Origin of the sequence: Kitasatospora sp. NPDC048298, from assembly GCF_043201465.1 — a bacterium.
GTDB lineage: Bacteria > Actinomycetota > Actinomycetes > Streptomycetales > Streptomycetaceae > Kitasatospora.
Genome location: NZ_JBICYZ010000031.1, coordinates 80,181 through 101,780, shown reverse-complemented (window position 1 = coordinate 101,780; position 21,600 = coordinate 80,181). Strand labels below are relative to the sequence as shown.

The window sequence follows — 21,600 nt, the reverse complement described above, 5'->3', positions numbered from 1 at the left end:
CCGCTGTTCCAGCGCTCGTTGCCGTCCAGGCCGCAGCAGAAGCGGTAGCCGGTGGTGTGGTTGTTGAGGATCACCGCGAAGCCGTCGGCGGTCAGTGCGGCCACCACGGCGTCGAACACCTGGAGCGGGGTCTTGCCCCTGAGCTGCGGGTTGGCGGCGACGGCGGCATCCGGGACGGGGACGGTGTCGTGGATCAGCGCGTTGGCGAACGGCAGCCGGACGCTGTTCAGGCCCAGGCCGTGGAAGTCGGCGATGATCCGGCTGATCGGCGCCCGGTCCAGGCCCAGCGGGATGTTGTACGAGACCTGGCGGGCCTGGTTGTTCGCCGGGTCGGTCGTAGAGCCGCTGCCCTCCCAAGTGCCCTGGGCACCCGCCCAGTTGCCGGCCTTCAGCTTGAACCGGTCGCCGTTCGCGTCGACGATGTAGCGGCCGCGGGTGCTCAGCGGGCCGGTCCAGGAGGCGGCGAGCCCGGCGCCGCTCTGGGCCGGTGCGGCGGTCACGGGAGCCGGCGGGCCGACGGGGGCCGGGGCTGCGGCGGCGGCCGGCCCGGCCAGGAGGGCCGCCGTCGCGACGGTGGCCACGAGGAATCGACGGTGTATCCGCGGTGGGCGGGATGGACTGCTGGGGTTCACGGGGTCTCCATGGTGCGGAGCGGGGGCAGGGGGGTTGACGGTACGTCGGATCGACGTCCGGGAACAGGGACCGAGCGGCCGGACGCGGATGGCGGTCCCGGGAGCGCGGGGGAATGCCGGAGGGGGCGCGGGTTTCGGATCGATGGATTCCGGAATTCGCGCCGAATGGCACCGGCGGACCCGGCGCGCCCAGCCAAGCATTCCCCGGCCGGTCCGGTCAATCCGGGGGCGTGCCCGGTTCCCTGGGTGCGGCAGGTGGGAAGAACGGGTGGTCGGGCGCTCTCCGGCGGGTCGTCCGCCACCTGGGTCATGCTGCCGGTTGTCCGCGCGGCCGACCGGATGTGACGGTGGGTCGGATGCTCCGGGGGTGCGGTTCATCGAATCCTCTCGGGCTCGGATCGCCGAGCGCCGCATTAACCGTGGGGAAAAGCCCAGTTCCGTGCTCGTGAAGTCCCGGTGATCGAGATCCGAGAACGCACGAACCATTCAGAAAGGCCGTCGGCGAATGCTAAGTTACCCGTCGGTCAGGAGTCGGTGCGACGGCTCCGGGCCATGCGCTCAGCCACAAGTCACCATCGTTCCAACATCGTTGACCCGAAGGGACCCTCCACGTGACCGTGCGCAAGCTGACGTCGTCAGCCGCCGCGACAACGACCGTGCTCCTCCTGTGCGGCGCCATCCTGAACGGAGCGGCGCTACCGGCCGCTGCGACCACGACCACGACGACCACGACGACCACCACCACGGCGACGCTGGCGCCCCCGGCGCCCGGCACCGCCGAGGCCGCGGTCGTCGTCGCGGCGCCGGCGCAGGGCAGCGCGCCGGCGACCGCCACCGCCGCCTCCGGCCTCGCGCTCTCCTCCTACGACGCGGCCACCGGCACCGCCGTGCTCGCGCCGGCCGTCGCCGGTCAGCAGTCGCCGTCCGCCCGGGCAGCGGCCCCTGCGGCCGTCGCCGCGCTCCAGCCCGGGCAGCTGATCGACAGCCCGCCCACCCCGGCCGCCCCGCACGGCGCGCTGGTCGCCGTCACCGGCGTGCAGCCGACCGCCGACGGGAAGGTCGCCGTCACCACCCGGCCGGCCACCCTCCCCGAGCTGCTCGGTGCGACCAGCACCAGCCTGCGCAGCGCCGTCAGCCCGAGCGCCTTCCAGGTCCAGCCCCAGATCGGCGGCATCGAGGTCACCACCGACCTCGGCGCGACCTCGGGCCAGGGCTCCGTCTCCGGGAGCCTGGGCCTCAGCGCCAACGCCACCGTCCCGCTCCCGAACGGCTCCTCGGCGACGCTCTCCGGCTCGGTCTCGATCACCCCGTCGGTGGACTTCTCCTACCAGGGCGGCCTCGGCCTGATCGACCCCCAGCAGGCCCGGATCGGCTTCTCCCTGGGCGCCCACGCCGACTGGCGCGTCAGCGCGGACCTCACCGCGAGCACCGGGGCCGTCCGGATACCGCTGGCCAAGTACAGCGCCAGCCCCGTGGTGATGGTGGGCCCCCTGCCCGTCGTCATCAACCTGAACTTCACCCTGTCCGCCGACATCGGCGCCGACGGCACCGTCACCCTCGACGCCGAGCAGTCGTACGACGGCCAGTGGGGCGTCCACTCCGACTACGTCAAGGGCCCGGGCTGGACCACCACGACCGAGCCCGGCACCTCCACCGTCGCCCCGCTGCGCCTCAACCTCAAGGGCTCCGCCTCGGCGAAGGCCGGCCTGCTCGCCGAAGGCTCGATCGCCCTGTACGACACGGTCGGCGTGAAGGCGTCGATCGAGCCGTACCTGCGCGCCGCCGTCAACGGCTCGATCGTGCTCAATGGTGCGGGCAGCACGCCGGACATCAACGGCACGGCCGCGCTCTACGGCGGAATCGACATCAACGGGGCACTGATGGCGCAGCTCGCCATCCTCGGCACCCCGATCCTCTCGGGCGACCTGCCCTTCCTCGCGTTCCACCGCGAGTGGCTGCTCGCCTCGGTGAGCACCGGCCCGAACCCGCCGCGCCTGGTGGACTGGACCTCGCTCAGCTCCGGCCTGTCCGACGACGCCCACTCCGCCTACCTGAAGACCCGGCCGGACTGGGACCCGTCGGCCCACAAGGCGTCCTGCCCGGACGGCAGCCGGCTGATCGGGCTCAGCCACGGCGGTGACGACGGCCTGTGCACGGACGTCACCAAGGCGGACCTCTGGGACGCCGGCCGTGGGTACGTCGTCGACCACGGCGGCACCTATGTGACCACCGACTGGGCGCCGGGCTACGCCAAGGCCCAGTGCCCCGCCGGCTCCTTCGTCTCCGGATACGGCCGCAACGGCCGGACGATGAGTGTGCTGTGTGCCAAGTCGGCGTCACCGCTCGGGACTTCGGTCCGCACGCTCTGGTTCGACAAGGGTGACAACCGGCCCGTGATCGCCTCAAGCGGCGACTTCGCGTACGGCTTCGCCAAGGGCCAGTGCGCGAACGACGAGTTCGTCGCCGGTGTGGCCTACAGCCAGCCCTGGTGGCAGCTGTGGGCGGCGCGGCCGTACGCGCTGCTCTGCCAGAAGCTCGCCTGACCGACGGGCGGCCGGCCGGGCGTCACCCCTCCCGGAGGGGTGGCGCCCGGCCGTGCAGCAGGGGCTGTGCGGGAGAGGCCGACGGTCAGAGCGCGGCGAGCCGTTGCAGCAGGTGCGAGGGGTCGGTGAGGCCGCAGGCGCGGCGGACGGCGGCGTCGTGGGCGGCGGCGAGGGCGTCGAGACGGGTCAGCCGGGTGCGGCCCTGGCGGGAGAGGTGGGCGGTGATCCGGCGGCGGTCCTGCTCGTCCTGGCGCCGGTAGACCCAGCCCGAGTCGGCCAGCGAGTCCACCAGTCGGCTCAGGCTCGCCTGCGGGATCAGCAGCGCCTGGGCCAGCTCGCCCATCGCGTGCCCCCGGCCGTCCGCGAGGACGCGCAGCAGCCGCCACTGGTCGACGGTGCAGTCCTCCTCGGCCAGGGCGGCGGCGAGGCCGCCGGAGAGTCTGCGGTGGGCCAGCGTGACCAACTCGACCAGCAGCGGCTCCGCGGCGGCCGAGGATCCGGTGGTGTCGGGGGAGTGGCCCTCGATCTGCGGTGCGGCACCAACTGCGGTCATCGGACCCTCCCGTTCCGGCCTTTCCCGATATCGGCAGTACGACGATACTCGCACTGTGAGTGCCGAGGTGAGGTTGATCGATCCGCTCGACGCGCTGCACTCCGTGCGGGAGGAGCCGGCGTTTCGGGTGGGCCTCGTCGTGCCCCAGTCCGGCCCGCTCGGGCTCACCGGCCCGTCCGCGCTGGACGGCGCGCTGCTCGCCGCGCACGAGGTCAACGCGGGCGGCGGGGTCCTCGGCCGCGTCCTGGAGCTGGTGCTGGTGGACGGCGGCGGTGCGCCGGGCCCGGTCGCCGGCGAGGTGCGGCGGCTGCTGGACGCCGGGGCGCTGGACGCGCTCGCCGGGTGCCACACCAGCGACGTGCACCGGGCGGTCGAGACCGTCGCCGCGGGCCGCGTCGCGTACGTCTTCACCCCGCCGCACGAGGGTGGCTCCCGACTGCCCGGGGTGCTCTGCACCGGCATCGACCCGTCCCGTCAACTCGGCGCCGCCATGGCGGAACTGACGCACCGTCATCAACTCTCCCGCTGGGCGCTGATTGGCAACGACTACATCTGGCCGCGCTCTGTCCACCGGGCCGCCGAAGGGCTGGCGGCGCGGGCCGGCGCCCGGGTGGTGCTGGAGCGGCGGATCCCCTTCGGGGCGGTCGAGGAGGCGCTCGAACCGCTGCTGGACGCGCTGCGCGCCGCCCGCGCGGACGCCCTGCTGCTCAGCCTGATCGGGCGGGACCAGGTGCACTTCAACCGGGCGCTGCGGCGCAGCGGGCTGGACCGCGGGCTGGTGCGGCTCTCCGGCGCCCTGGAGGAGAACGGCCTGCTCGCGCTCGGCGGCGACGACACCGGGACGCTGTACGCCGCGATGCCCTCCTTCGCGACGCTGCCCGAGGAGCGCCGGCAGAGCCTCGCCGAGCGGCACCGGGCGCTGTGCGGCCCGTGGGCGCCCGTCCTGGACGCCTACGCGGTGGGGCTGTACGAGGGCCTGCACCTGCTCGCCGACCTGGCGGCCCGTCGGGCCCTGGCCCCGGACGGTCTGCGGGCGGCCGCGGGCCGGCTGCTGCACCGCGAGGGCGCGGGCCGGGCGCCGGTCCACCTCGCCCGGGCCGAGGGCCTCGGCTTCGCCGTCCTGTCGCGGTAACCCGGGCCGCTCCTTCTCGCCAGTCGGGATGGCGCGACAAAACCCTTCCATCTGGAAATACTTGCCCCTACAGTCTCTCCACACACCCCGCAGGGTCGTCACGGAGAGAGAGCACCATGGCTGACACACCCGCACCCCAGGGCATCGAGAGCTACGGCTACCAGCAGGAACTGCGCCGTTCGCTCGGCTTCACCGACCTGCTCGTCTACGGGCTGGTGTTCATGGTGCCGATCGCGCCCTTCGGCATCTTCGGCGGCGTCTTCCAGGGCTCCGGCGGCATGGTCGCCCTGGCCTACGTCCTCGGCATGGTGGCGATGATGTTCACCGCCCTGTCGTACGCCCAGATGTCCCGGGCCTTCCCGATGGCCGGCTCGGTCTACACCTACGCCGGCCGCGGCATCGCCGCACCGGTCGGCTTCCTGTCCGGCTGGATGATCCTGCTCGACTACGTGCTGGTGCCCGGACTGCTGTACCTGATCGCCGGCGTCGCGATGAACTCGCTGGTGCCGTCCATCCCGGTCTGGCTCTGGCTGATCGGCTTCGTGCTGCTCAACACCGTGGTCAACTACCTCGGCATCGAGACCACCAACCGGGTCAACAAGGCGATGCTGATCGGCGAACTCGTCGTGCTGGCCCTGTTCGTGGTGGTCGGCGTGATCGCCCTGGCCAACGGCAAGGGCCGGGGCTTCGACTTCACCCCGCTGTACGACTCGCACACCTTCTCGTGGAGCCTGGCCTTCGGGGCGGTCTCGATCGCGGTGCTCAGCTTCCTGGGCTTCGACGGGATCTCTACCCTCTCGGAGGAGAACCGGGACTCCGCCAAGGCCATCGGCCGGTCCATGGTGGCCGCGCTGCTGCTCGCGGGCACACTGTTCATCGTGCAGACCTGGGTCGCCTCGCTGCTGGTCGCCGACCCCGACGCGCTGATCCGGGACGGTGACCCGAACGGCACCGCCTTCTACGACGCGGCCCGCACCGCCGCCGGCGGCTGGCTCGCCACGCTGACCGCCGCCTCCACCGCCGTGGCCTGGGGCTTCGCCAACTCGCTGGTCGCCCAGGCGGCCACCTCCCGGCTGCTGTACGCGATGGCCCGCGACCGCCAGCTGCCCGCCTTCCTGTCCCGGATCCACCCCACCCGCCGGGTGCCGGTCAACGCGACCCTGCTGACCGCCGGGATCTCGCTGGTGCTCGGCCTCTACATGGCCTCGCGCGAGGACGGCATCACCCTGCTGAGCACCCTGGTCAACTTCGGTGCGCTGACCACCTTCCTGGTCCTGCACGTCGCCGTGGTCGTCCACTACCTGGTCCGCAAGCGCAGCAGGGACTACTGGCGGCACCTGATCGCCCCGGCGCTCGGCTTCGCGATCCTCGCGTACGTGGTGGTCAACGCCAACATCGCGGCCCAGCGGCTCGGCTTCGTCTGGCTGCTCGTCGGCGGGATCGTGCTCGCCGGGCTGATGGCGACCGGGCGCAAGCCCCGACTGGCCGTCGCCGAGGCCGAGTCGGGCCCCGAAGCCTCCGCCGCGAACGCCACGAACGCTACGAACCCCGCGAACGCCGCGAACGCCGCCACCACCCCCGAGGAGAAGAAGTGAGCCTGCCCGAGATCGTCAAGCTGAGCCCGACCCCGGAGGACTACGCCTACACCTTCGGCGGCCGCGCCCCGCTGGTCACCGTCCAGCCCGGCACCGTCATCGAGCTGACCACCGAGGACTGCTTCGGCGGCAAGGTGCGCGGCACCGGCGACCTGCCCAGCCAGGTGTGCGTCTTCCCCTACCTCAACCCGGTCACCGGTCCGATCGCGGTGGCGGGCGCCGAGCCGGGGGACGTCCTCGCGGTGCACTTCGTGGAGATCACCCCGGCCCGGGAGTACGGGATCTCCAGCACCTTCCCGCACTTCGGCGCGCTGACCCCGACCCACACCACCGCGATGCTGCACCCGGCGCTGGAGGAGCGGGTCTGGGTCTACGACCTGGACGTCAAGGCGGGCGTCTGCCGGTTCCGGGCCCGCAACAGCGAGTTCACGGCGGAGCTGCCGCTGGACCCGATGCACGGCACGGTCGGCGTCGCCCCGGCGGCCGGCGAGGTGCTGGCCTCGATCACCCCGGGCGCGCACGGCGGCAACCTGGACACCCCCGAGATGCGGGCCGGCACCACCGCCTACTTCGGGGTCAACGTCGAGGGCGGTCTGGTCGCCATCGGTGACGGCCACGCCCGCCAGGGCGAGGGCGAGGTGTGCGGCACGGCGGTGGAGGCGGCGATGCGCACCACCGTGATCGTCGACCTGGTCAAGGGCGGCGGCCCGGCCTGGCCCCGGCTGGAGAACGACGACTTCCTGATCAGTACCGGCTCCGCCCGTCCGCTGGAGGACGCGTTCCGGATCAGCCAGCACGACCTGGTCGGCTGGACCGGCGAACTGCTCGGCCTGGACCAGCTCGACGCCTACCAGCTGGTCAGCCAGGCCGGTTTGGCGCCGGCGGCCAACGTCTGCGACACCAACTACACGATGGTCGCCAAGCTGCCGAAGAGCCTGCTGGGCCGGGCCCGCGCCTACGACGGGCTGCACGACCGGCTGCGCGAGACCGCCGGGGCGTACCTGCGGCACCGGTGACACGCGGCGCCGGTGACAGCGCGGCCCCCGGTGACAGCGCGGCCCGGTGACAGTGCGACGCCGGGGACAACGCGGCCCCGGGCCCGCGCGTTCAGGCGCGCGGGTCAAGGTCCCGGCAAATCTCACGGACCCCCACCCCGCCCCCACGGCGGGCCCGTCGGCACCCCCACGCCGACGGGCCCGCGGGCGTCTCGGCGGGCCTCCCGGCAGCTGTCCGGGCGCGGTGTCCCGCCGGGCGCCTCACGGGTGCGGCGCGCAGACCAGCAGGTACGGGAGCAGCGGCAGCACCGACACCCCGAAGCGCCAGGCCGGCCGGATCCGTCCGCTCCCCGGACGCGCCAGCCGCCGCACCCGGGCGAGCACCCCGGTGGACGTCGCACCCAGCGCGGCGCCGCCCGCCGGGGCTCCCCGGCCGGGAGCGCCGCCGGTCGCCAACGCGCAGAGCGCGGAGGCCAGTTCGCCCCGCGACACCTGCTCCAGCGCCGCGTCGTCCGCCGCCATCTCCAGCAGCAGCCCCACCTCGGAGCGCCCCAGCCGGGCCAGCGGCAGCGGCCCGAGCAGCAGCGCGAAGGTGTCGGCCGGCATCCGGAACAGGTGGTGGCGGCCGCGGATGTGGCCGTGCTCGTGCGCGACGGCCGCGGCGAGCTGCCGCTCGTCCAGCAGCCGCAGCGCCCCGCGCGACAGCACCACCCGGGAACGGCGCCCGGGCAGGCAGTAGACGGTCGGATGCGCGTGCTCCAGCACCAGCGCGTCCCAGCGCCGGTCCCGTACAGCGACCACGTCCAGCACCGCCTGGTGCCGCCGCCTGGCCCGCCCGGCGCGCAGGCCGACGGCCGTCACCAGGGCGCCGAGCAGCGCCCCGCCGGCGGTGAGCAGCCACCAGTCGTGGGTGTGCGGCGGCACCGGCCCGGCCGGCGCGGCGCCGGGGAGGAGACCGGAGCGGCCGAGCAGACCGGACAGGTCGAGCAGGCCGAGCAGTCCGGCGGGGCGGTGGGCGAAGGGTTCGACCGCGTGGTGGGCGGTGAGCAGCAGGCCCACCGTGAACGAGGCCATCAGCGCGAGCCAGAGCGCCGCGCCCGCCAGCGGACGGGCCTGGAGCCGGGCGGAGCCGGCCAGTCGGCGGGGCAGCAGGACGCCGGTCACCACCAGGTGGAGGCAGAGCAGCGCGAGGGTCACTCGGCGCCCCGGGACTTCACCTGCTCCAGGGCCCTGAGCAGGGCCGATGCCTCGTCCCCGCTGATCCGGTCGACGAAGTGGAACAGCGCGCCCGCCCGGTCGGCGGTGGTCTCCAGCGCTTGGTGCATCAGCTGGGCGGTGTACTCCTCGCGGGTGCAGGTCGGCTCGTACACCCAGGCGCGGCCGACCTTGTCGCGGCGCAGCCAGCCCTTGGTGTGCAGGATGTCCGCGACCGTGGTGACGGTGGTGTACGCGACCGCCCGCTCCCGCTGGAGGTCGTCCACCACCTCGCGCACCGTGGCGGGCCGGCCCCAGGACCAGAAGCGGTTCATGATCTCGGCCTCCAGATCGCCGAACCCCCGTAGCACCGCCCTCTTCTCCCTCGCCGAGCCGACCGTCGGCGCCCTTCGCCCGCCGGAACGCGGCCCATGGTACGGCGAGCGCCGGGCGCCCGCCCCCGGGTGAAGGGGGGCGGACGCCCGGCTGGTGCCCGGGTGGTGGTCGGCCGGTGTCCAAGCCGTGTCCGAGGCCGGCCACCGGCGCCCGGGGCAGGTGCCGCCACTGCTCGGGGCACGTGCCGCCGGTGTCCAGCGCACGCGCAGCCGTTGGCCGGGGCGCGCGCCGCGCTCAGGACAGCCGCCGCCCGAGCGGGACGCGGGAGCGGGTGAGCAGCGCCGCGAGCAGCCCCGCGACCAGCGGCAGCGCCAGCACGATCAGCAGCAGCTCGCCCCAGGGCGCGGTGATCAGCGCCGGCTTGGCCCCGAACCCACTGGCCCGGGACTTCAGCAGCCCCACCGCCGGCACGAACCCGTTGACCGCCCCGAGCAGCGCGCCCAGCAGGGCGATCAGCGTGCACTGGAGGCCCGCCATGGTCCGCCGGATCCGCGGCGGCGCGCCCACGGCGGCCAGGGTGGCCTGGTCCTGCCGGGAGTCGGCGGCCGCCAGGCCGGTGGCGATCCCGGCCGCGCCGAGCACGACCAGCCCGGCGAAGCCGGTGAGCGCCAGGGTGAGCGCGTCGCCCTTCGGCTGGTAACCGCGCTCCACGGTCAGCTGGGCGAGGCGGTCCAGTCGGATGGCGGCGGCCTCGGCGCGCTGCTGCGCCTTGCGGTCGGGTGGGGTAGCGGGCAGCCAGACCGAGCCGGTCGGCCGGGCGGCGAGCCCGAGCCCGGGCAGTGCGGAGGGAAGCACCAGGCCCTGGGCGAAGTCGGCGGCGGCCGGGTCGTCCACCAGCACCGCGTCGACCGGGACCTCCTGGAGCTCCGGCTTGGGCACCTGGCCCGGCTCCAGCGGCGCGCCGCCCCCGCCGCGCAGCAGCAGCACGGCCTTGCCGTCGGCGCCCACCAGGGCCCGGTCGAAGACCAGCAGCTTCCCGGCGGCCAGCGCCTGCTCCGCGGCCTGGTCGTGGACCGCGAACAGGTTGTGCAGCACGGTCACGTCACCGGCGGCCACCCGCGGCGGCGCGCCGAGGCCGCGCCGCTCGACCGGGCCCTTGAGCTGGACGGTGCTGGAGCAGTTCTCGCACCAGCGGTACTCCACCTGGCCGAGGTCGCCGCGCGGGCCGAGCCCGCTCAGCTGCCCCTCCAACTCGGTGCGTTCGTCGGCGAGCCGGGGCCCGTCGATGTGGCTGATCAACTGGACGGCGCCGTACGGGGCCTGTGGCCGGTAGTCGCGCCGGTTCTCGGCGTCGGTGCTGGTGGTGTAGACGCCGATGGCGACGGCGCCGGCCACCGCGGCCATCACCGCGGCCACCGCCGGGGCGGTGCGCGAGCGGTGCCGGGCGGAGTCGCGCAGGGCGAGCCGGGGCCCGAGCGGCAGCCGGCCGGCGGCCCGGCCGATCAGGGCGACCAGCATCGGGGTGCACAGCAGCAGGCCGAGTTCGGCGACCACCGAGCCGCCGAGCACGGTCAGCGTGCGGGTGTCGTAGCCGCCCACGCCCGGCTGGTCGCGCTGTACCGCGCCCGCCCCGTACATCGCGAGCACGGCGCCGAGGGCGAGCAGCGCCACACCGGCGACGGTGACCCAGCGGCTGGGCCCGCGGACGGTGTCCCGGCCGGTGAGCCCGGCGGTGACGCTGCGCCGGGCGGCCTGCAGCGCGGGCAGCGCGGCCGCGAGCAGCGCGGTGACCAGGCCGATCCCGGCGATCGCGAGCAGGTCCAGTGGCGGTACGGCGAAGTGGCCGAAGCGCGCCCCGCCGAACTGCTCGATCCACGGCCGCAGCACCGCGACCGCCGCGGTGCCGAGCACCACGCCGACCACCGCTCCGGTCGCGCCGAGGACCACACCGCCGCCGAGCACCACCGCGCCGACGTGGGCACGGCTGCCGCCGGCCGCGCCGAGCAGGGCGAGCTGGCGGCGCGAGCGGCGGGCGCCGACCGCGAAGGCGGGCCCGGCGAGCAGCGCGACCTCCAGCAGCGCCATGCCGCTGACGGTGGCGACGACCATTTTGGTGTTGTTGGCGGCCGTCGGGTCGCTGTAGCGGTACGCGTCGCGGTAGTAGGGGACGGCCAGCTCGGGTGGCGGGGCGAGCGCCACCGAACGAGCGGTCAGGGTGTAGCCGTGGGCGTTGAACCGCTGGACCGCGGCCCAGTCGAGGGCGGCCCCGGACGGCAGCCGGACCAGCCAGGCGGGCCGGACGGCCGTGGGCTTCGCCGCCGCCGGCCCGCCGGCCGCCAGGGCGGCGCTCAGCGGGTCGATCAACTCGCCCGGCCGGGCGACGAGTTCGACCCTGCCCAGCTCGCCCGGGCGCTCCACCATGCCGGTGATGGTGTAGGTGGTGTGCTCCAGGCCCTGGAGGGTCGTGGTGGCGCCGGGCGCGAGTCCGGAGCGGTCCAGGAAGGCCCGGGTGACGGCCACTTCGTGCGGGGCTTCCGGGGCGCGGCCCTCGACCAGGTCGAGCCGGCCGCGCCAGACCGGGTCGGCGAGGTCGGCCTCGGTGGTGAGGGTGCGGACCAGGCCCTCGGGCGAGGTCGCGCCGGCCTCAGGGCCGGGCCGGGCCGGGGTGAGCGAGCTGCCGGGCGGCAGCAGCGAGGCGACCAGGACGGCCGGATCGGTGCTCGCGCCCTTCTGCTGTTCGGCGGTGGGCTGATCCCCGGGGCGGGGCTGGACGGAGAAGGCGCCGTCCTCGGCGATCGGGGCCTGTTCGACCGGCCGGCCCGGATCGAGCGAGGTGACCAGGGCGTCCGCGCCGCCCACCACCCGCTCGACCCGTTCGGCCGGGGTCAGTTGACCGCTGCGGTGGACCACGTCGGCGCCGGTGACGCCGAGGACGGGCAGCGCGATCATGGCGGCGATCAGCGCGCTGCGGCCCTTGGCGCGCAGTGCGTCACGGCGGGCGATGCGCAGGGCGACCCGCCAGGCTCCGAGCCTCACCGCGCCACCTCGCCGGCCGGGCCCGACGGGAACGCCGCGCCGGACCTGTGCAGCGCGTCGGACGGCTGCACGGCCGTGAGGCGGGCGGAGGCGCGGCGGCCCGGGGTCTCCGAGGCGATCGCGCCGTCCCGCAGGTGGACCACCCGGTCCGCCCAACTGGCGTGGGTCGCCTCGTGGGTGACCATCATGGCGGCGGCGCCGGCGTCGCACCGGGCGCGCAGCACGGCGAGCACCGCCTCGCCGGTGGCCGAGTCGAGGGCGCCGGTCGGCTCGTCGGCGAGGACCAGCCGGCGGTCGCCGATCAGGGCGCGGGCGATCGCGACGCGCTGCTGCTGGCCGCCGGACATGTCGTCGGGGAAGCGGTCGGCGAGCTCGCCGATGCCCAGTTCCTCCAGCGCGGCCAGCGCCTCCCGGCGGGCCCGGCGCCCCGGGACGCCGTCGAGTTCGCGCGGCAGGGCGATGTTCTCGGCGGCGGTGAGGGCCGGGATCAGGTTGTAGTCCTGGAAGACGTACCCGATCGAGCGTCGCCGCAGGTCGGCGAGCTTTCCGCGGCCGAGGCCGCCGAGCGCGACCCCCTCCACCAGCACCTCGCCGCCGCTGGGCTGGTCCAGCCCGCCGGCCAGGGTCAGCAGGGTGGACTTCCCGGAGCCGGACGGGCCCATGACGGCGACGAACTCGCCGGGGTGGACGGCCAGGTCGACGCCGCGCAGGGCGTGTACCTCGGCGGCGCCCCGCCCGTGCACCCGGGTGACGTCGGTCAGGTGCAGGACGGGTGCGGGCCGGGTCGGATCGGTGTGGGACACACTTCCCCCTCGTGAGCTGCTCAACTGCATATGTCGGTGAACTATATATGCCGGAGGACGTGATGCAAGGCGAGATGGTTCCGGGGGCTGGGTGGTCGGATTCGGTCAAACTTCTACAAAGCTGTCGAGGATGTGGGCGGAAACCCGGGCCGGATCGTTCGGGGGCGGTCTATGCTCGGGAAGGTTCACGGCCCCGGGGGTGGGCCTCCCGCCGTGCCGGAAGGCGCGGCACCCGACGTGCGGTCAGATCCGGAGCGCGGCAGGCCTCAGGGCCCGTGCGGCCGTCGCGCGCGCCTCCCCCTCGGCCGCGGCGGCGATGGCCATCATCGAGGTCGTCAGACCGACCGCCACCTGTTCGTACCCTCCTCCCGCGAAGGAGGTGCCGTCGTGCACACCCTGACCACCGTCGAGTTCCTGGTCCGACTCGCCACCGGCGTCGCCTGCGGCGCACTGATCGGCATCGAACGCCAGTGGCGGGCCAGGATGGCCGGCCTGCGCACCAACGCCCTGGTCGCCGCCGGCGCCACCCTGTTCGTGCTGTACAGCGAGGCCGTCGGCGACACCGGCAGCCCCACCAGGGTCGCCTCGTACGTCGTCTCCGGCATCGGCTTCCTCGGCGGTGGCGTCATCCTGCGCGACGGCGCCGGCGTGCGCGGCCTCAACACCGCTGCCACGCTGTGGTGTTCGGCCGCCGTCGGGGTGCTGGCCGCCTCCGGCAAGCTGGAGTTCGCCGTCCTCGGCACGCTCGCCGTGCTCGGCGTCCACCTGGTGCTGCGCCCGGCCGGCCGGCTCCTCGACCGGGCCCCGCAGTCCGGCAGCGACCCGGACTCCACCTGCCGCGCCACCGTCCACCTGGAATGCGACCGCAAGTCCGAGACCCACATCAGGGCCCTGCTGCTCCAGGCCCTCGCCGCCTCCGGCCTCGCACCGACCGGCCTGCGCGCCCGCCGCACCGACAGCGGCGACGCCACCAGCCTGCGGGCCACCGTCGCGATCACCGGCCGGGTGGCCCCGGCGCTCGAACAGGTCGTCACCCGGCTGTCGTTGGAGCCCGGCGTGCGCGATCTGCACTGGCACCTGGACGAGGAGCCGGAGGAGCCCGGCAACCCGGCGCTCGCCTGAGCGGAGGGCCGTCACCCGCTCTCGTCGTCCGCCGTCGTCCGCCGTCGTCCGCCGTCGTTCGCCCGTCGTCCGAACCCCGTCCGATCCCGCTGGAGGCCCGATGCCGACCCCCGACCCCGAACACGGGCCGCTGGTGCCGATGCTGCTGGCGCTGACCGTGGTCACCGGAGTGGTGGACGCGGTCAGCTACCTCGAACTCGGCCACGTCTTCGTCGCCAACATGACCGGCAACGTGGTGTTCCTCGGCTTCGCCCTGGCCGGTGCGGCCAACCTCTCCGCCACCGCCTCGCTGGCCGCCCTCGTCGCCTTCCTGCTCGGTGCCCTGACCGGCGGCCACCTCGCCCGCCGGCTGCCCGGCCACCGCGGGCACCTGCTGACCGCCGCCGTCGCCGCCCAGTCGGCGCTGGTCGCGGCGGCCACGGTGCTGGCGGCCGTGGCCGGCCACACCTCCGACCCGGCCCGCTACACCCTGATCGGGCTGCTCGGCTTCGCCATGGGCGGCCAGAACGCGGTGGTCCGCGCCCTGAAGGTGCCCGACCTCACCACCACCGTGCTCACCATGACCATCACGGCCCTCGCCGCCGACCGCACCGGCCTGCGCCGCCTCGCCTCCGCCGTCTGGATGTTCGCCGGGGCCCTCCTCGGCGCCCTCCTCGTCCTGCGCACCAGTGTCCCCGTCGCCCTCGCCCTGGCCCTGGCCCTCCTCCTCGCCGTCGCCGTCCTCACCCACCGCGCCGCCCGAGCCACCCCCGCCCCCGCCTGGACCCACCCCCGCTGAGCCGCCTCGCCGGTGCGCCGTCGTCCCCTCTGCTTCTGGGGCGTCACCGGCGACTGACGGGCCGGGCCCCGGGCCCGGTCAGTCCTCGCTGCGGTGGCCGGCGCGGCCGCTCCAGCGGGGTTCGAGGCGCGCCCAGTCGGCGGTCCAGGCGGCCTCGCCGCGGCGGTCGAGGGTGTGGAGGCGCAGGCGGAGGGCGAGGACGAGCAGGGCCAGCAGGGCGAGGAGGGCGCCGGCGCCGGTGCAGGCGGCGGAGACGGCGAGGGCCACCCGGTCGGCCGGGGGAGCGGAGGCGGCGCCGGCCGGGTCGACCCAGACGGCGACGTGGCTGCCGGGGACGGCGGAGCGCGGGGCCTGGACGGTGCCGAGGTGCTGGGTGCCGTCGGGGGCGGTCCACGTCGCGTCGACGTCCACCCGGCTGCTGTAGCCGCCGGAGAAGCGGCTGCCGGCGGCGGTGGCGCGGTCGGGCAGGCCGCGGACCACGGCGTCGACCTGCCGCAGCCGTCCGCGGTCCGCGCCGACCTGGTGCTCGGTGCCGCGGTAGAGGAGCAGGGAGCCGCCCGTGGCCAGGACGAGCGCGAGCACCGCGCCGAGGACGGCGCAGAGCCAGGCGCGGGCCCGGGAGCGGTCAAGGGGGCGGGCGAGCGGCTCGTGCCGGGTGCCGACGGCCCGCCGCAGCTGTCGGCCGACACGTCGGGGGAGCGACGCGGGCCGGGCCGGACGGGGGGTGCTGGACACGGTGAGGGCTCCTCAGGGGCGCGGGGACGCGAGGCGGTTACGCCCAAATGTCCACCCGGCGACCCCTCGTGCACAAGACTCGTGCGCGCCCGTAGGACCGCCAGGGCCGCTCGGCCCCGCCGCCGGGACGTTCGGCCCTCGGCACCGACGGTGCGGACCGGGCAGGCTGGAGATCGGCGGCGTCCTCCCGGTGCTTGGGCGCGGCCGTGGCCCGGTTCGGCCGTGGGGGCGCCGGGTCGAGGTATGGGGCAGGGGGTGGTCGTGGGGTCACCCCCTGCCTGTTCCGTGCCGGTCCTCCGCCCGCTCTGCGCCCGTTCCCTGCGGCGAAGCTGACGAACTCCCAGGTCGGGACCGTATTCTGCCCAGCTATACACTCGGGGTATACGCCGGGTGTATGTTTCCCCCATGAGTGTTCCCTTGACCCTCCTGGGGCTGCTGGAGCGTGAGCCGAGCCACGGCTACGACCTCAAGCGCGACTACGACTCCCTCTTCGGCCGCGGCAAGCCCCTTCCGTACGGCCAGGTCTACGCGACCCTCGGCCGACTGGCCCGCGACGGCAAGGTGGTGGCCGGCGAGGCGGAGCCCGGCGACGGGCCCGAGCGCAAGCGCTACGTCATCACCGAGACCGGGGCGACCGAGTTCGAGACCTGGCTCCAGGAGCCGGTCGCACCCGAGCCCAACCTCCAGTCCGTGCTGTTCACCAAGGTGGTGCTGGCCCTGATGCTGGGCCGCGACGCCGAGCACTACCTGGACACCCAGCGCGCCGCCCACCTGCGCCGGATGCGCGAACTCACCGAACTGCGCCGCACCGGCGCGCTGGTGGACGCCCTGCTCGCCGACCACGGCCTGTTCCACCTGGAGGCCGACCTGCGCTGGATCGACCTCACCGCCGCCCGACTGGACGCGCTCGCCGCGGAGGTGAAGGCATGACCACGATCCTGGAGGCCCGCGGCGTCGCCCTCTCCTTCGGCGAGACCCCCGCCCTGCGCGGGGCCGACCTGTCCGTGGAAGCCGGCGAGGTGCTCGCCATCATGGGCCCCAGCGGCTCGGGCAAGTCGACGTTACTCCACTGCCTGGCCGGCATCCTGGTGCCCGACGAGGGAGAGGTGCTGTTCGACGGGCAGCGCCTGGACACCATGCCGGAGGCCCGGCGCAGCGCCCTGCGCCGGGACCGGTTCGGCTTCGTCTTCCAGTTCGGCCAGCTGGTGCCGGAGTTGACGGCCGAGGAGAACGTCGCCCTGCCGCTGCTGCTGAACGGTGTACGCCGTGCCGCCGCGCTGGCCGAGACCCGTCCGTGGTTCGCCCGGCTCGGCCTGGACGGCCTGGAGAGGCGCCGCTCCGGCGAGCTGTCGGGCGGTCAGGCCCAGCGGGTCGCCCTGGCCCGCGGCCTGGTGGCCCGTCCGCAGGTGCTGTTCGCCGACGAGCCGACCGGCGCGCTGGACTCGCTGACCGGCGAACAGGTGATGGAGCTGATGGTCGGTTCGGCCAGGGAGCAGGGCACCACCGTCATCCTGGTCACCCACGAGGCCAGGGTTGCCGCCTACGCCGACCGCGAGGCGGTCGTCCGCGACGGCCGGGCCCGCACCCTCTCCGCCGGAACGGTGGCCTCGTGATCCCCTTCTCGCTCCGACTGGCCGTCAGCGGCGGCCGGGAGGCGGTGGCCCGGCTGCTGATGATCGCGGCGGCGGTCGCGATCGGGGTCGGGCTGCTGCTGTCGAGCCTCGCCAGCCTCAACGCGGTCGACCACTCCAACGGGCGGCTGCTCTGGATGAACACCGGCTCCAAGGGCTGGACCGGGACGGCCCGGGCGGACCCGCTCTGGTGGTACGGCCACGACCACTACTACCAGGGCAAGCGGATCGTCGAGTTCGACGTCGCCCCGACCGGCCCCACCTCGCCGCTGCCGCCGGGCCTCAGCAGGCTGCCGGCCCCCGGGGAGTACTACGCCTCGCCCGCCCTGGCGGAGCTGCTGCGCCAGGCCCCGGCCGTCGAACTGGGCGACCGCTTCGAGGGCCGGCCGGCCGGCACCATCGGGCCCGAGGCGCTGACCTCCCCGGACACCCTGGCCATGGTGGCCGGTCGCACCGTGGACGAGCTCAAGGGCAATCCGGAAGCCAGGCCGGTCACGGCGATCGCGACGGCGATGCCGACCGCGTGCGAGGCCGACTGCTTCGGCTTCGGCGTCCACGGCGACGCCGTGACCCTCGTCCTCAGCGTGGTGATCGGCGCGCTGATCTTCCCGGTGCTGGTCTTCATCGGCACCGCGACCCGACTCTCCGCCGCCACCCGGGAGCAGCGCTTCGCCGCGATGCGGCTGGTGGGGGCGACGCCCCGGCAGGTGTCGGTGATGTCGGCGGTCGAGTCCACGCTCGCCTCGGTGATCGGTACGGTCGCGGGCTTCGGCGTCCACCTCGCGCTGCGCCCGCCGGTCGCCGACATGCGGCTCACCGGGGAGCGGTTCTACCTCGCGGACCTGGGCCTGCACCTGGACCAGGCACTCGTGGTCGCGCTGGGCGTGCCGGTGGCGGCGGCGCTGGCCGCGCGGTTCGCGCTGCGCCGGGTCACCATCTCCCCGCTCGGGGTCAGCCGGAGGGTCACCCCGAAGCCGCCGCGGGCCTGGCGGCTGGTCCCGCTGCTGCTCGGCCTCGCCGAGCTGGGCTACTTCGTCGACAACCGGCCGTCGACCTCCGACGGGCAGGCCGCCGCCTACCTCACCGGGTTCGTGCTGGTGATGCTCGGCCTGGTGATCGCCGGGCCGTGGCTGACCATGGCGGCGGCCCGGGCGGTGGCCCTGCGCACCAGCCGGCCGGCCGCGCTGATCGCGGTGCGCCGACTGGCCGACGATCCGAGGGCGGGCTTCCGCGCGGTGGCGGGCCTGGTGGTGGCCCTGTTCGTGACCAGTGCGACCATCGGCATCATCGGGACCATCGACGCCAACCGGGGAGCCGAGCTGAGTGGCGACCCGGAGGTCCGCAAGTCGGTCGTCGACCTCCCGCACCGGCTGGACTCCGCGGAGACGCTCGGCGCCGTACCGGACTCCCTGGTGGCCTCCGCCCGGGCCGTCCCGGGCTACCGGGGGCTGGTGTCGGCACACGACAACCCGACGCGGATCGGTGCCGACCCGGCCCGACCCCGCTTTCCCGCACCCGCGTTGGTGCTCTGCTCGGATCTGGCACAGGTGCCGGTGCTGGGGCACTGCGCGCCCGGAGCGGCGGTGGCGGCCGTCCCCGTCCAGCAGTTCCTCGACCTCCGGGAGGGCGCGAACCAGGAGTGGCCGACCGCGCCGGTCCCGGCCGCGGAGGCCGCCGCGCTTCCGGTGAAGCTGCTCTACGCGACCACCGACGGCTCCTCCTCGGCCAAGGAACGACTGCGGACCCTGTTCGCCGAGGCCTACCCGAGGTACGAGGCCAGGATGGCCGAGGACTGGGGCACCGAGGCCCAGAAGCGGCTCCAGGCCTGGCGGCAGCTGGCGCACGTGGTGCTGCTGACCACCGTGCCGATCGCCGGGTGCAGCCTCGCGGTGAGCGTGGTGGCCGGGCTCTCGGACCGCCGCCGCCCGTTCGCGATGCTGCGGCTCACCGGGGCACCGCTGCGGCTGCTCCAGCGGGTGATCGGGCTGGAGAGCGCGCTGCCGCTGCTGGCGGTGTCGGCGATCGCGATCGGCACCGGCTTCGCGGCGGCGGCGATGTTCCTCAAGTCGCAGATGCAGTACGACCTGGTGTCCCCGGGCGCGGTGTACTACGGGCTGACCGGCTTCGGGCTGGCCGCCTCGCTCGGGATCATCGCCTCGACGCTGCCGCTGCTGAAGCGGATCACCGGGCCAGAGGCGGCCCGTAACGGCTGATCCCGGCTCCGGCCGGCCCGCTGCCCGCTGCCCGCTGCCCGCTGCCCCGTGCCGCCCCGTCGCCCGCCGTCAGCGGGCGACGGGGTAGCCGTGCGTCCCGTCCGCCCGCGCCACGTCCAGCCCGGGCAGCCAGCTGCCGAGGACCAGCGCGGACGGGTAGAACATCGGCTCCGGCAGCGCGTCCACCGGGAAGCGCTCCCAGCCGGCGCAGGCGTGCGGCTCGGTGACCAGCGCCTCGGCCAGGCTGGGCGGCGCCAGCACGGCGGCGGTCAGCCGGGGCCGGCCGAGTTCGTGGTCGAGGTGGACGGCGAGCACCCGCATCGCCGCGGCGGGCAGCACGATGCCGGTCTCCTCGGCGAGTTCGCGGGCCGCGGTCTGCTCGAAGGACTCGCCGAGGTCGACCTTGCCGCCGGGCAGGCTCCAGGTGGGCGGCTCGCCGGCGGTGATCCGGCGGCCGAGCAGCACCCGGCCGTCCCCGGTGGGCACGACGATCCCGGCTCCGAGCAGTGGCGCGGTCGGCGGGGACGGTGCGGTGGGTACGGTCGGTGCTGTGCTCAACTCGCCATCTCCTTCAGTCGGTTACCAGTTGGCGCGCTCGTAGTCCTTGAGGAAGCAGCCGTACAGGTCCTCGCCCGCCTCGCCGCGCACGATCGGGTCGTACACCCGGGCCGCGCCGTCGACCAGGTCGAGCGGGGCGTGGAAGCCCTCGTCGGCGAGACGCATCTTGTCCGGGTGCGGGCGCTCGTCGGTGATCCAGCCGGTGTCGACGGCGGTCATCAGGATGCCGTCGGTCTGGAACATCTCCAGCGCGCTGGTGCGGGTGAGCATGTTGAGCGCGGCCTTGGCCATGTTGGTGTGCGGGTGGCCGGCGCCCTTGTAGCCGCGGGAGAACACGCCCTCCATGGCGGAGACGTTGACGACGTACTTGCGGCGGGAGCCGGAGGCGGCCATCGCCGGACGCAGCCGGCTGATCAGGATGAACGGCGCGGTGGAGTTGCAGAGCTGGACCTCCAGCAGCTCCATCGGGCCGACCTCCGAGACGGTCTGCACCCAGCTGTTGGTGTCGGCGAGGTCGGGCACCAGGCCGCCGGCGTCGATCGCGGTGCCGGCCGCGATCCGGGCGGGCGTGGCGGAGCCGGTGACCAGGGCGAGCGAGGTGACGTCCTCGGCGGCCATCCGCTGCGGGTCGCCGCTCGCCTGGTGGGGGAGGGCGGGCAGGTCGACGCTGCCGCTGCCGAAGCGGCCGATCGTGGTGGCCTGCGGCAGCTCGCCGGCCGGCAGCGGTGCGGACTCGGCGTTGACCAGCTCGCGGTAGGACTCCGGCGGGCGGCGCACGGTCTGCGCGGCGTTGTTGATCAGGATGTCCAGCGGGCCGTCGGCGGCGACCTCGTCGGCCAGCGCCATCACCTGGGCCGGGTCGCGCAGGTCGATGCCGACGATCTTGAGACGGTGGATCCACTCGGCGCTGTCCGGCATCGCCTTGAAGCGGCGGATCGCGTCGTTGGGGAAGCGGGTGGTGATGGTGGTGTGGGCGCCGTCGCGCAGCAGCATCAGCGCGATGTACATCCCGATCTTGGCGCGGCCGCCGGTGAGCAGCGCGCGCTTGCCGGTGAGGTCGGCGCGGGCGTCCCGGCGGGAGCGGTTCTTGACCGCGCAGTCCTGGCAGAGGTTGTGGTAGAAGGCGTCGACCTCGACGTACCGCTGCTTGCAGGTGTAGCAGGAGCGCGGGCGCTCCAGGATGCCGGCGATCTCGGTGGTGGTGACGGTGGTCAGGCCGAAGGCGCCGGCCGTCTCGTCGTCGATCCGGGTGGGCGCACCGGTGGCGGTGCGGGCGGTGACCGCCCGGTCGTTGGCGGTCTTGCGGGCTCGGGTCTCCTGGCGGCGGCGCTGCTTGAGGGTGCGGAATATGCCGCCGACGGCCTGGCGGACGGTGATCGCGTCCGGGTGGTCCACGTGCAGCTCGTCCAGCTCGGCGAGCACCTCCAGGCAGAGCCTCAGCCGCTCGGGGTCGAGGCCGGGACCGTAGTCGATCTCCTCCTCGCCGCCCTCGATCCGGTCCTGCTCGATGTCCGTCTGCCCGATGTCGGTCTGCCCGATGCCCACGCCTGCTGTCGCTTTCCCGTTCGCCACGCCCACACGCGTGAAGCCATGCCCGTTACCGCGTGAATGCTACGGGAGCGCTCCGGACCGGGGCGAAAACCGGACGTCGGAGGGGGTCTTTGGATGATCCTCCATGTCTACGCGCGGAGCATTGATCACGGTTTGTGGACAGCCCCAGCAATGCTCCTCGAACTGGCTTTTG

Annotated in this window: 19 protein-coding genes; 9 read left to right on the top strand and 10 right to left on the bottom strand. The window is 74.5% G+C overall.

Annotation, left to right across the window (positions count from 1 at the left end; genetic code table 11):
• The coding region (locus ACGF0D_RS23085) for a cellulase family glycosylhydrolase (RefSeq protein WP_392919041.1) at window positions 1–581 on the bottom strand (581 nt) is incomplete at its 3' end.
• Window positions 582–1,243: 662 nt separating this feature from the next.
• On the opposite strand from ACGF0D_RS23085, the gene ACGF0D_RS23080 reads away from it, so the two are divergent.
• Window positions 1,244–3,175 (top strand): hypothetical protein, encoded by a 1,932-nt coding sequence (locus tag ACGF0D_RS23080; protein WP_392919038.1) that lies wholly within the window; start codon window positions 1,244–1,246, stop codon window positions 3,173–3,175.
• Window positions 3,176–3,260: 85 nt separating this feature from the next.
• Here ACGF0D_RS23080 and ACGF0D_RS23075 read toward each other — a convergent pair whose 3' ends face one another.
• Window positions 3,261–3,728, bottom strand: a complete 468-nt coding sequence (locus ACGF0D_RS23075) for a MarR family winged helix-turn-helix transcriptional regulator (RefSeq protein ID WP_392919035.1) — start codon at window positions 3,726–3,728, stop codon at window positions 3,261–3,263.
• 55 nt (window positions 3,729–3,783) lie between these two features.
• Between ACGF0D_RS23075 and ACGF0D_RS23070 the strand changes: the two genes are divergently transcribed.
• The 3 genes from ACGF0D_RS23070 (at window position 3,784) to ACGF0D_RS23060 (ending at window position 7,471) form a co-directional block, all read left to right on the top strand.
• Window positions 3,784–4,860, top strand: a complete 1,077-nt coding sequence (locus tag ACGF0D_RS23070) for an ABC transporter substrate-binding protein (protein WP_392919032.1) — start codon at window positions 3,784–3,786, stop codon at window positions 4,858–4,860.
• A gap of 116 nt (window positions 4,861–4,976) precedes the next feature.
• Window positions 4,977–6,455, top strand: coding sequence for an APC family permease (locus tag ACGF0D_RS23065; RefSeq protein ID WP_392919029.1), 1,479 nt, complete (start codon window positions 4,977–4,979; stop codon window positions 6,453–6,455).
• Window positions 6,452–7,471: an acetamidase/formamidase family protein gene (locus ACGF0D_RS23060; protein ID WP_392919027.1), complete on the top strand. Its 1,020-nt coding sequence runs from the start codon at window positions 6,452–6,454 to the stop codon at window positions 7,469–7,471. The genes ACGF0D_RS23065 and ACGF0D_RS23060 overlap by 4 nt, the downstream gene beginning before the upstream one ends.
• A gap of 240 nt (window positions 7,472–7,711) precedes the next feature.
• Here the strand turns inward: ACGF0D_RS23060 and ACGF0D_RS23055 are convergent, their stop codons facing one another.
• The 5 genes from ACGF0D_RS23055 to ACGF0D_RS23035 form a co-directional block, all read right to left on the bottom strand.
• Window positions 7,712–8,647 carry a M56 family metallopeptidase gene (locus ACGF0D_RS23055; RefSeq protein ID WP_392919024.1) on the bottom strand — a complete coding sequence of 312 codons (936 nt, stop codon included), beginning with the start codon at window positions 8,645–8,647 and terminating at the stop codon, window positions 7,712–7,714.
• A complete protein-coding gene (locus ACGF0D_RS23050) occupies window positions 8,644–9,015 on the bottom strand; it encodes a BlaI/MecI/CopY family transcriptional regulator (RefSeq protein ID WP_392879993.1) in 372 nt (123 codons plus the stop codon). The genes ACGF0D_RS23055 and ACGF0D_RS23050 overlap by 4 nt, the downstream gene beginning before the upstream one ends.
• A 259-nt stretch (window positions 9,016–9,274) precedes the next feature.
• Window positions 9,275–12,016, bottom strand: coding sequence for an FtsX-like permease family protein (locus ACGF0D_RS23045; protein WP_392919022.1), 2,742 nt, complete (start codon window positions 12,014–12,016; stop codon window positions 9,275–9,277).
• The gene (locus ACGF0D_RS23040) at window positions 12,013–12,819 is read right to left on the bottom strand and encodes an ABC transporter ATP-binding protein (protein ID WP_392919019.1); all 807 of its coding nucleotides are present in this window, start codon (window positions 12,817–12,819) and stop codon (window positions 12,013–12,015) included. Before ACGF0D_RS23040 ends, ACGF0D_RS23045 begins: the two co-directional genes overlap by 4 nt.
• A 243-nt stretch (window positions 12,820–13,062) precedes the next feature.
• Window positions 13,063–13,212 (bottom strand): hypothetical protein, encoded by a 150-nt coding sequence (locus ACGF0D_RS23035; RefSeq protein WP_392919016.1) that lies wholly within the window; start codon window positions 13,210–13,212, stop codon window positions 13,063–13,065.
• Here ACGF0D_RS23035 and ACGF0D_RS23030 point away from each other — a divergent pair.
• Together ACGF0D_RS23030 and ACGF0D_RS23025 are read left to right on the top strand one after the other, a co-directional pair.
• Window positions 13,207–13,941, top strand: a complete 735-nt coding sequence (locus ACGF0D_RS23030; protein ID WP_392879987.1) for an MgtC/SapB family protein — start codon at window positions 13,207–13,209, stop codon at window positions 13,939–13,941. The two genes, ACGF0D_RS23035 and ACGF0D_RS23030, sit on opposite strands and share 6 nt — an antisense overlap.
• A gap of 100 nt (window positions 13,942–14,041) precedes the next feature.
• The gene (locus ACGF0D_RS23025) at window positions 14,042–14,719 is read left to right on the top strand and encodes a YoaK family protein (RefSeq protein ID WP_392919014.1); all 678 of its coding nucleotides are present in this window, start codon (window positions 14,042–14,044) and stop codon (window positions 14,717–14,719) included.
• 78 nt (window positions 14,720–14,797) lie between these two features.
• Here ACGF0D_RS23025 and ACGF0D_RS23020 read toward each other — a convergent pair whose 3' ends face one another.
• Complete coding sequence (locus tag ACGF0D_RS23020; RefSeq protein WP_392919011.1) at window positions 14,798–15,454, bottom strand: DUF3592 domain-containing protein; 657 nt, start codon at window positions 15,452–15,454, stop codon at window positions 14,798–14,800.
• Window positions 15,455–15,859: 405 nt separating this feature from the next.
• On the opposite strand from ACGF0D_RS23020, the gene ACGF0D_RS23015 reads away from it, so the two are divergent.
• The 3 genes from ACGF0D_RS23015 to ACGF0D_RS23005 are packed head-to-tail and all read left to right on the top strand — an operon-like array spanning window position 15,860 to window position 19,298.
• On the top strand, window positions 15,860–16,384 hold the full coding sequence (locus ACGF0D_RS23015; protein WP_392879981.1) for a PadR family transcriptional regulator: 525 nt from the start codon (window positions 15,860–15,862) through the stop codon (window positions 16,382–16,384).
• Window positions 16,381–17,067: an ABC transporter ATP-binding protein gene (locus ACGF0D_RS23010; protein WP_392919008.1), complete on the top strand. Its 687-nt coding sequence runs from the start codon at window positions 16,381–16,383 to the stop codon at window positions 17,065–17,067. Before ACGF0D_RS23015 ends, ACGF0D_RS23010 begins: the two co-directional genes overlap by 4 nt.
• Window positions 17,064–19,298, top strand: a complete 2,235-nt coding sequence (locus tag ACGF0D_RS23005; protein WP_392919005.1) for an FtsX-like permease family protein — start codon at window positions 17,064–17,066, stop codon at window positions 19,296–19,298. Before ACGF0D_RS23010 ends, ACGF0D_RS23005 begins: the two co-directional genes overlap by 4 nt.
• Before the next feature lie 69 nt (window positions 19,299–19,367).
• On the opposite strand, the gene ACGF0D_RS23000 is transcribed toward ACGF0D_RS23005, so the two are convergent.
• The gene (locus ACGF0D_RS23000) at window positions 19,368–19,856 is read right to left on the bottom strand and encodes an NUDIX hydrolase (protein WP_392879974.1); all 489 of its coding nucleotides are present in this window, start codon (window positions 19,854–19,856) and stop codon (window positions 19,368–19,370) included.
• 21 nt (window positions 19,857–19,877) lie between these two features.
• Window positions 19,878–21,365, bottom strand: coding sequence for an SDR family NAD(P)-dependent oxidoreductase (locus tag ACGF0D_RS22995; RefSeq protein ID WP_392880291.1), 1,488 nt, complete (start codon window positions 21,363–21,365; stop codon window positions 19,878–19,880).
• Window positions 21,366–21,600: the final 235 nt, after the last annotated feature.